The sequence below is a fragment of the Leptolyngbya sp. AN02str genome (genome assembly GCF_050565595.1).
Lineage (GTDB): Bacteria > Cyanobacteriota > Cyanobacteriia > Elainellales > Elainellaceae > Kaiparowitsia.
The window spans coordinates 1-7,922 of sequence record NZ_JBNXVR010000081.1; the positions used below are offsets into that span (position 1 = coordinate 1).

7 protein-coding genes and 1 pseudogene are annotated in these 7,922 nt (G+C 53.8%); 3 read left to right on the forward strand and 5 right to left on the reverse strand.

Annotated elements, in window-relative coordinates; translation table 11 throughout:
- Together ACQ4M4_RS28570 and ACQ4M4_RS28575 are read left to right on the forward strand one after the other, a co-directional pair.
- Nucleotides 1–112, forward strand: a pseudogene (locus tag ACQ4M4_RS28570) (IS982 family transposase); the annotation flags it as partial.
- Between the two features lie 165 nt (nucleotides 113–277).
- Nucleotides 278–1,255, forward strand: coding sequence for a hypothetical protein (locus ACQ4M4_RS28575; RefSeq protein WP_430687865.1), 978 nt, complete (start codon nucleotides 278–280; stop codon nucleotides 1,253–1,255).
- A 147-nt stretch (nucleotides 1,256–1,402) separates the two neighbouring features.
- On the opposite strand, the gene ACQ4M4_RS28580 is transcribed toward ACQ4M4_RS28575, so the two are convergent.
- The 4 genes from ACQ4M4_RS28580 to ACQ4M4_RS28595 all read right to left on the reverse strand — a co-directional run bounded on the left by ACQ4M4_RS28580 (nucleotide 1,403) and on the right by ACQ4M4_RS28595 (nucleotide 6,697).
- A complete protein-coding gene (locus tag ACQ4M4_RS28580; protein WP_430687866.1) occupies nucleotides 1,403–1,789 on the reverse strand; it encodes a histidine kinase in 387 nt (128 codons plus the stop codon).
- A 106-nt stretch (nucleotides 1,790–1,895) separates the two neighbouring features.
- The gene (larB, locus tag ACQ4M4_RS28585) at nucleotides 1,896–2,714 is read right to left on the reverse strand and encodes a nickel pincer cofactor biosynthesis protein LarB (protein ID WP_430687867.1); all 819 of its coding nucleotides are present in this window, start codon (nucleotides 2,712–2,714) and stop codon (nucleotides 1,896–1,898) included.
- Nucleotides 2,715–2,916: 202 nt separating this feature from the next.
- On the reverse strand, nucleotides 2,917–3,810 hold the full coding sequence (locus tag ACQ4M4_RS28590) for a S66 peptidase family protein (RefSeq protein WP_430687868.1): 894 nt from the start codon (nucleotides 3,808–3,810) through the stop codon (nucleotides 2,917–2,919).
- 100 nt (nucleotides 3,811–3,910) lie between these two features.
- On the reverse strand, nucleotides 3,911–6,697 hold the full coding sequence (locus ACQ4M4_RS28595) for an N-acetylmuramoyl-L-alanine amidase (protein WP_430687869.1): 2,787 nt from the start codon (nucleotides 6,695–6,697) through the stop codon (nucleotides 3,911–3,913).
- A 525-nt stretch (nucleotides 6,698–7,222) separates the two neighbouring features.
- Between ACQ4M4_RS28595 and ACQ4M4_RS28600 the strand changes: the two genes are divergently transcribed.
- Nucleotides 7,223–7,561 (forward strand): hypothetical protein, encoded by a 339-nt coding sequence (locus tag ACQ4M4_RS28600; RefSeq protein ID WP_430687870.1) that lies wholly within the window; start codon nucleotides 7,223–7,225, stop codon nucleotides 7,559–7,561.
- A gap of 93 nt (nucleotides 7,562–7,654) precedes the next feature.
- Here ACQ4M4_RS28600 and ACQ4M4_RS28605 read toward each other — a convergent pair whose 3' ends face one another.
- Entirely contained in the window at nucleotides 7,655–7,888 is a 234-nt protein-coding gene (locus ACQ4M4_RS28605) for a hypothetical protein (RefSeq protein ID WP_430687871.1), read from the reverse strand.
- Nucleotides 7,889–7,922 lie beyond the last annotated feature (34 nt).

Here is a 7,922-nt window from a genome sequence, read left to right on the forward strand (position 1 = left end):
CCGCAGTCCGGTCAATTGCTTCGCCAACATCCTGTGTGGGCTGATTGCCTATTGCCACCAGCCGAAGAAGCCTGCTCTGAGATTAGATTGGGCTTTGTCTCCTGCGGCTTAACCATAACTGAGGTTTTTCAAACACCCTCTTAGGTAGCTTCAGTTACTTAGTTGGAAGACTCTGGAGACTTTCCCGTTAAAGTACGATCAGGAAATCGTCTTGAAATAAATGCCAGCTATGTTCAGCGAATCCACATACCAATGGATACCAAAGGAAGGGATTGCATTGGATGCGGTTGACAGGATGAAAGCACATTTCCATAAACCTTCGGAACCCATGGGGGAAGCATGGTTTATGGGCGAACAAAGACGTATGTTCTATGAGTTCATAGAGCAACCAATTGAAGAAGTTCCTGTCGAGATTTTGTCAGAAGCGCTGACTGAAATGTCCTCTGGAATTTGTTGTTTCGGCCATAGATATGAGTGGGATCAATGGTTTAAATATCTGCTACCCTATTCGATTACTCGCAGCCATGAGTTGACGAGGGGTGGAACGTTGCTTATCCAAGATGTTGCAACAACATTTATGAGCGTTTATTGGAAAGAAATTCCAGAAGAGTATCCTGAATTTCGAAAGGATGTTCTTAACTCATTATCTGTTGGTCTTATGGTTGCCAATTTATGGGTTGATTATCAAGATGAGCTGACAGGAACTGCATACCCCAAATTCAAGTTCCAAATTTGGAGACACAAAAACGGAACTTTACTAATGGACTGGAATGCGAGACAAGCAAGTAGCGATCTCTCATCAATGATGTTCTTCTGCCTAAAGTACCTGGAGCCAAAAGAGATCTCTAGCTGGATACACTCTTGCATTTCAATCTATGATCCATACTGGAGAGGCGCGCTGTCAGTTTGGTTATTGGGAGCTTGCGATTTATTGTGCCAATCTATAATCGTTCCTTCTGACGTTGAGAGAGCTATTCCTCAGGTCGCTTGGGAAGGCTCACGTATGACTGGTTCTAGTATTGGTTCGATAGATGCAGAACACCCGCAAACCAAGGTGATCGAGGAGTACAACGACAATAAATATTTTCTTCCTTGCGAGAACATTCAGGCATTACGCGAGGCAATCAATCATCTCGTAACGGATGAGCTAATTTTAGGCTGGAGGGATGTATTTTCGCGTGACCCATTTCTCTGGGAGAGTACACGCAATGTCCCAGAAAGTTTGCTTTCGAAAATGCCATTGCTAGCCACCTAAATTGCACTCTATCGGAACGTTTTAAGGTAGTTTTTTGAATTGCAAAAGCTGTTTGCGTCCGGTCAGCGCAAATAGTAAGGAGCATCAAACCGTTGGGGCGATGTCGCTCGCATTCCAGTCCATGGGGCGAACCAGGAATGCCGAGTGCTAGGCCCCAACGGTTTGTTCTTCAAATCGGCGACAGCCTTGTAACCCTAGAGTAGGGTTTTGGCGATAGTCGTCGGTTGGCTCATAGGTGGTAATGGTGCGATCGCTCCCCACGTGATAAAGGTACTGTGCGCGGGGGTCGTAGTTTACCCCTACCTTCAGGTTCGAAAAGTCATCTTCCGAAAACTCAAATCCAAACCGCACAACCAGTTGCGCAACCAGCACTTCTGGTGTTTCGGCGGTTTCGCTTGAGAGATCGCGCTCCTGCCAAAACTTGTCGAGAAAGGAGACAAGCGTTGGCATCATTTTTTGAGGTGCGCCGTTGCGGCTGGCAAAAATAATCGCTGGATTGCCGTCAACAACAATGTGACAAGGGGTAGCAGACATAAATGCAGACTCCTGGTTGAATGCTCCCGGGGTGATGGAATCGAGGGTGCGATAGGGGGAGTTTGAACAGAATCAATGTGCCCCACAGAGTTGGGCAATTGCAGACTCAAACCCGAGGCGAGTGCGGCGGAACAGTGCTTAGCCGCTGGGCTGTACGCAGCACCTGTCCGGCCAATATTGCAGCACCAAACCCATTATCTATGTTTACGACGCCAATTCCTGCTGCGCAGGAGTTCAACATGGTGAGGAGAGGGGCAAGGCCACCCAAGTTTGCTCCATAGCCAATGCTGGTCGGAACGGCAATGACTGGACAGTTGGCCAATCCAGCCACCACGCTCGGCAGGGCACCTTCCATACCCGCTACCACCACGATCACGTCGGCCTCTTGAATGAGGTGCTGGTTGCGCAACAGCCGATGAATGCCTGCCACGCCCACATCCCACAAGCGCTTAACTTGAAAGCCAGAAAGTTCGGCAGTGATGGCGGCTTCTTCGGCAACGGGCAGATCGGCGGTGCCTGCCGAAACCAGGGTGATGGCTCCGGCATGGGTTGGTTTGGGCAGGCCAGATGAGGTAAGGTCGCGGGTTTGAATGAGGGCACAAATGCGCGCCATGGGAAAGTAAATGGCGTCGGGAATGCGCGATCGCACGACTTCATACACGGCGGGCTCGATGCGGGTTGCCATCAGCACCGGAGTTTGGGAGCGCATCGCATTCATGATTTGTACGATTTGCTCTGGCGTTTTGCCAGGACCCCAAATAGCCTCAGGAAAGCCAGTCCGCAGCGCCCGGTGATGATCTACTTTGGCGAAGTCGGCCACTGGCTCGTAGCCGAGGTGTTTGAGCTTTGAGAAGGCGGCTTCGGGGTCGAGTGCGCCAGAGGCGACAGATTGCAGCAGGTCGCGGATGAGATCGGGATGGGTCACAGGCAGAGAGATTAGAAAAGAACGACGAACGAACCGTTAAGCATGGTAGCCGAGTTGAGCCCTATTGCAGTCAACTCTTCCCCATCCTAGCCCCAGGGTTTCGCCTTGGTCATGGCACCAGTGGTTTGCCAAGTTTGTTTTTGTGAGGGTGTACCGTGCAAAGCTCAACACTCTCACCAACAAACGTAAAGTTGACGGGCCACTAGGACTCAAACCGAAGCTCTGCGCGATCGCCATCTAGCACCACGGGAACCCCAACAGGCAAAGCAGCATTTTCGCCATCGTGACCAAAGGGAAGGGCCGCCACAACGGGAATTCCCAAATCACAGAAGCGATCGCGCAAAACTCCCTCAACCGTAAAGCTGGGAATATTGGTTGGGGGTTCGCACTGGCTAAAGCGCCCAATGGCAACGCCCCGCACCTTGGAAAGAGCACCGCACAATCGCCACTGAGTCAGCATGCGATCGACACGATAGGGCGCTTCCGACACATCTTCAATCGCCAAAATCACGCCATCTAAGTCGGGCATGTGGGGCGTATGCAACAAGTGGGTCGCAACGGTGAGGTTTGCTGGCAACAGCAGCCCCGTTGCCGTGCCACCCGCCCACTTTTCCCCTTTGATTGGCGCTAGGGAATGCCCCTGGACGCAATCCCATAACCGCTGCTGCGACCAGGCAGGTTCAGCTGATAGCGTGGTCAGCAATGGCCCATGAATTCCCGCAATGCCCTGTACGGCCAAGCTCCACAGCAATCCGGTAATATCCGAAAAGCCAATCACCCACTTGGGCTCATCAATTTTCCAGGTCCAGTCTTCGAGCAGGCGCATGCTACCGTAGCCGCCTCGGGCACATAACACGCCCCGACACGCCGGGTCGTTCCAAGCGGCAGCAAGCTGAATGCGTCGGTCTTCGTCGGTGCCAGCCAGGTATCCCCAGCGGCGATCGTAGCTGGGGGGCAACTCGACCCGATAGCCCTGCGATCGCCACAGCTCGACACCTCGATGAAAAAGTTCAATTTCTCGGAGGGCACCACTGGGTGCAATCACGTGCAGCAGATCGCCGGGTTGAAGCGGAGCAGGAAACTGACAACGAAGCATAAGAATGGGGTATCGGAAAGGGGGCGGGACAGAGAACGGCCTCCAAAATGCAGACACCAAACACGAGAGATTGGCAGCTGCTTTGGAGGATAGGTCGGGTTTAGCCGACTGGCTTTTTCACATATTGAAAAATGCCAAGGGCGATCGCGCGCCCTAGGGCCGTTTGGTAGGCAGGATTTGCAAGGTTTGCCGCATCCCGAACTCCGGTAATAAATCCAGTTTCTACTAGCGTGGCAGGCATGGTGGTATTGCGAATGACGAAAAAATTGGCCTGTTTGACTCCTCGGTCAATGGGTTTGACCGCTTGCACCAGGCTGTTGTGTACGGCAGAAGAAAGCTTTGCCCCTTCGAGCGAACCTGGATAGTGAAAGGTTTCCAACCCGTTAATTTCGGGACGACTCAGCCCCACCGAATTGGCGTGGATACTCACAAATGCGTTGGCTTTGACCGTTTCGGCGATCGCCACTCGTTCTTCCAGCGAGACTGTTTTTTCCGTGTCGCGGGTCATGACCACCCGAATATTGTAGTTGCGAAGCACAGCTGCTGCCTCTAGCGCGATCGCCAGCACCACGTCAGTTTCCCGCAGACCATTGATGCCAATCGCACCGGGATCATTGCCACCATGACCGGGATCAATGACCACCAGCGGATTTTGCGGAACGGGATCGGGCGGAGTGCCACCATTTCCTGGATTTTGCTTGGGATCAACAATATAGGACGAGGCAATGGCAGGCGATCGCCCTGCTTGTACCAGCGCTTGATAAACCATGGCCGAAACTTCGGCGCGGGTGGCATCGCGCATGGGATTGAGCTGCGCCAGGTTGGGATAATTGACCACCAGATAGTTGGCGGTGGCACTGGCGATCGCCGCCTGAAGCGCTGGATTCGTAATGGCACTCAAATCCTGATAGCGGTTGATCAGCGCTAAATCTCCTGGGGGTAACTCCAAGCCATTCACCAGCGACAGCAGCACCTCAATCCGCAGAATGTTTTTGTCGGGACGGAATAGACCATCGCTCCCACCAGACAGCAGCCGACCGCGATACACCCGCTGAATAGCACCGGCTGCCCAATGGCTGGCAGGCACATCGCTAAATTCCATGCCCGCTCGCTTGGGCAACGGGTTGAATGTGTTCACCAATAGCGCAGAATACTGAGCGCGAGTCATCGGGCCATCGGGCATAAACTTGCCGTCGGCAAAGCCACTTACCAATCCCTGGCTAGCCAACCCGCGCACAAAGTCCAACGCCCAATGATTTTGCACATCGGCAAACGAAACCGAGAGTGGATTGGGCACCACAATATAGGGCGAGGCGATCGCCCGAGCTTGCCCGGTCACCACCAGCGTTTGGTAAATGATGGCGGCAATTTCTGCTCGGGTAATGTCCACCATGGGCTCAAATCGATCCACATCGGGATGGTTGACGACGATGCGCTTTTGGGTGGCGGCCGCCAGGGGAATTGTCGCATAGGTGGGAATTTCGGCGCGATCGCGATACACGCTCAAAAACTCAGGATTGCCCCCCAGCAACTCCAACCCGCTCACCAGCGAAACAATGGTTTGCACTCGGGTTAGGTTTTGCATGGGGCGAAAGGTGCCATCAGGAAACCCTGACAAAAAGCCCATCGACTCAGCTTTGGCGATCGCCGCTGCTGCCCAAAAGTTCGATGGCACATCCACAAATCCGGTATTGCCCCGCCGTGGTGGCAAGTCAAATGCCTTTGCCAACAGCGCCGCATACTGCGCCCGATTAATCGGCACCTCAGGCTTAAACGTGCCATCTCCATAGCCCGTGAGAACGCCCCGCGCCACCAGCTCACGAATAAACGGCTCGGCCCAATGCCCAGCAATATCGCTCAAGTTTACCTTGGCAGCTTCGGCGCTTGGGGCCGGGGCTGGAACGGGAGTCGGAGCCGGGGCCGGGATGGGCGTGGGCACTGGGGCCGGCCTCGAAACCACGGTTTGAATCTGGCTGACAACCGTGCTGGCGGCAAATTCCACAGGTTTGGCCGTCGCGGGCGCACCCACATTCACCCGCACAGGATTGATTTGGTTCCCCACCGAAATCAGCGGTGTATTGCTCAAGTTTCGGACATCAGAGCCGGTGTTTTGCTGAAACACATTACCACCGGGATCTTGGGGTCTCCCCACATCGGGAACTGCCGTGTTCAGCAGCAGCAGGCCATCTTCGGTGTTGCGTTCGGCCAGGTTGTTGCGTAAGACCGGGCGGGCCGAGCCAGATACTACAATGCCGCAGCGGCTATCGGTAATGCGGTTATCGGCTAGCAGAGGGGACGCATTATCACTAATGGCAATGCCATAGCCCGTTTGGCGAAAGGTGTTGCGGCGCACTTCACCTTTGCTGTTGCGTGTGAGGGAAATGCCGCTGGCAGCATTGCGGTCAAACACGCAGTCCAAAATTTCGGGCGTTGCAGTGCCGGTGGTCATCACGCCTTCGCGCCCACAGTTGACAAAGGTGCAGTGGGCAATGGTTGGGGCTGTCGATTCAACCCACGCGCCAGTCCCCCGCTCCTGCCGATTGGATACGGTCACGCCGCGCAGTTGAGCTCCGGTTTCCAGGCGTAAAGTGGCTACCTGCCGTGCAAACACCGCACTCATCAGCTCGCCACCACCATCAATCACCAGGTTTTGGCCTTTTGTATTTTCGTCCCCTAGAATTTCGACGCCTGATGGCACCACCAGCGGAAATACCTCGCCACTGGCGGCACTGTAGGTGCCATAGGCCAGCCGAATGGTGCTGCCTGCTGTGGTCCGACGTAACGCACGGGTAATCGTTTTGTAGGGTTGGGCCTGGGTTCCGCTGGCGTTGTCGTTGCCGCCGTTAGGGTTTACAAAAATTGTTTGACTAGAGACTGCTGACACCATAATGCCGTTCCTGTAGCGATTGCTGTTGGGCGCAGATCATGCCGTACTAGGGTCTGCTTTCAGAATCTATCTATATGTTTTTGCACAAAGCGCACAAACCATAGATCTTGCCAACTAGCTCTAAAACACGCCCTAATATAATTTGCGGCCTGATTTTTCGGTTAGGGGTTGCTGAGCCGTTTCTCCTAAAGTTCGGCGATCGCCCAACTGCTCCCTGCCCATAAGCTGAGTGGATGCACCTGCTTTCTCCATATACGATGGCACAGGTTTTTGTATCTGCTGCACTTGGTTTTCTCAGCCTGGGTCAAAGTGGACCGCACCGAGGATAAAACGCAACCAACCGCTAGCAAAACCGTTGGTCTACGGTTGCGCTATGTTAGCAGTGCGAACTGTCGGTATGATGAAAGGCAACGTAAGGCTTTGCGAATGCAGAGCATACAGAAACTTCAGCACCTCACCTGGAGTATTTGTTCTTACGATAGCTGGCAAAAACTGGCGTTAAGTTGATGAAACATCGGTTGGAGTATGGTTGCGTTTGTGTTGGGATTTAACCTTGTGCTGTCGGTGTTGCTGTGGGTTGTGGCCTGGCACGTTTGGGCATGGCGACGCAAGCTTGCTCGGGCTGCGCACTCGTTGGCCATGGCAGAGCGGTCTACCCATCAAGTTTTGGTCAATGCCCCGGAGTGGATTTTGCGCGGACAGGTCGAATCAGCTGGCCTACGAGAGCAGTACTATCTAGCGCAGGTGCAACTCCAGCAGGCACGGCAAGCCCTAGCGGTCATTAGCGCTGGTGTGGCGTTGTGGCGCGGCTCTCTTGGCAAACCCAAGCGGTCGTCCACTCGCAAGCGGGGCAGGTGGTTGTAGGGACACTTGTTGATTCGGCAACAGCGGGAATTCAGCGCAAACAGCAGCGATAGACAAGTGTTGTCCCGTTGTCGGACATCTCCTCGCTGCTGCCTAGCCTAAGGTCTGTCGCATGACCCAGTGTTCAAATTCGCCAACTTGAAAGTCTTCGTCAGGATTTTGAGGCCATCGTTGGCGATCGCCCCTCTCATTGGGCTGCTCTCGCAAGAATACATATTGGCACTCCACATCCTTAAGCCGATATTCCGCAGGTTGCTGGGAATTAATTAAGCAGGTAGTAACGGCAGTAAGGTAGGCCCAAAAGTTGGATGATTTTAGAGCGCTCATCCATCAGATTACTGACCTGCTGAGCTTGCCCGAT

Coding starts and splice junctions, on each gene's coding strand:
- ACQ4M4_RS28580 (WP_430687866.1), bottom strand. CDS start 1,789: ATGTCTGCTACCCCTTGTCACATTGTTGTTGACGGCAATCCAGCGATT.
- ACQ4M4_RS28590 (WP_430687868.1), bottom strand. CDS start 3,810: ATGCTTCGTTGTCAGTTTCCTGCTCCGCTTCAACCCGGCGATCTGCTG.
- ACQ4M4_RS28595 (WP_430687869.1), bottom strand. CDS start 6,697: ATGGTGTCAGCAGTCTCTAGTCAAACAATTTTTGTAAACCCTAACGGC.
- ACQ4M4_RS28600 (WP_430687870.1), top strand. CDS start 7,223: ATGGTTGCGTTTGTGTTGGGATTTAACCTTGTGCTGTCGGTGTTGCTG.
- ACQ4M4_RS28605 (WP_430687871.1), bottom strand. CDS start 7,888: ATGAGCGCTCTAAAATCATCCAACTTTTGGGCCTACCTTACTGCCGTT.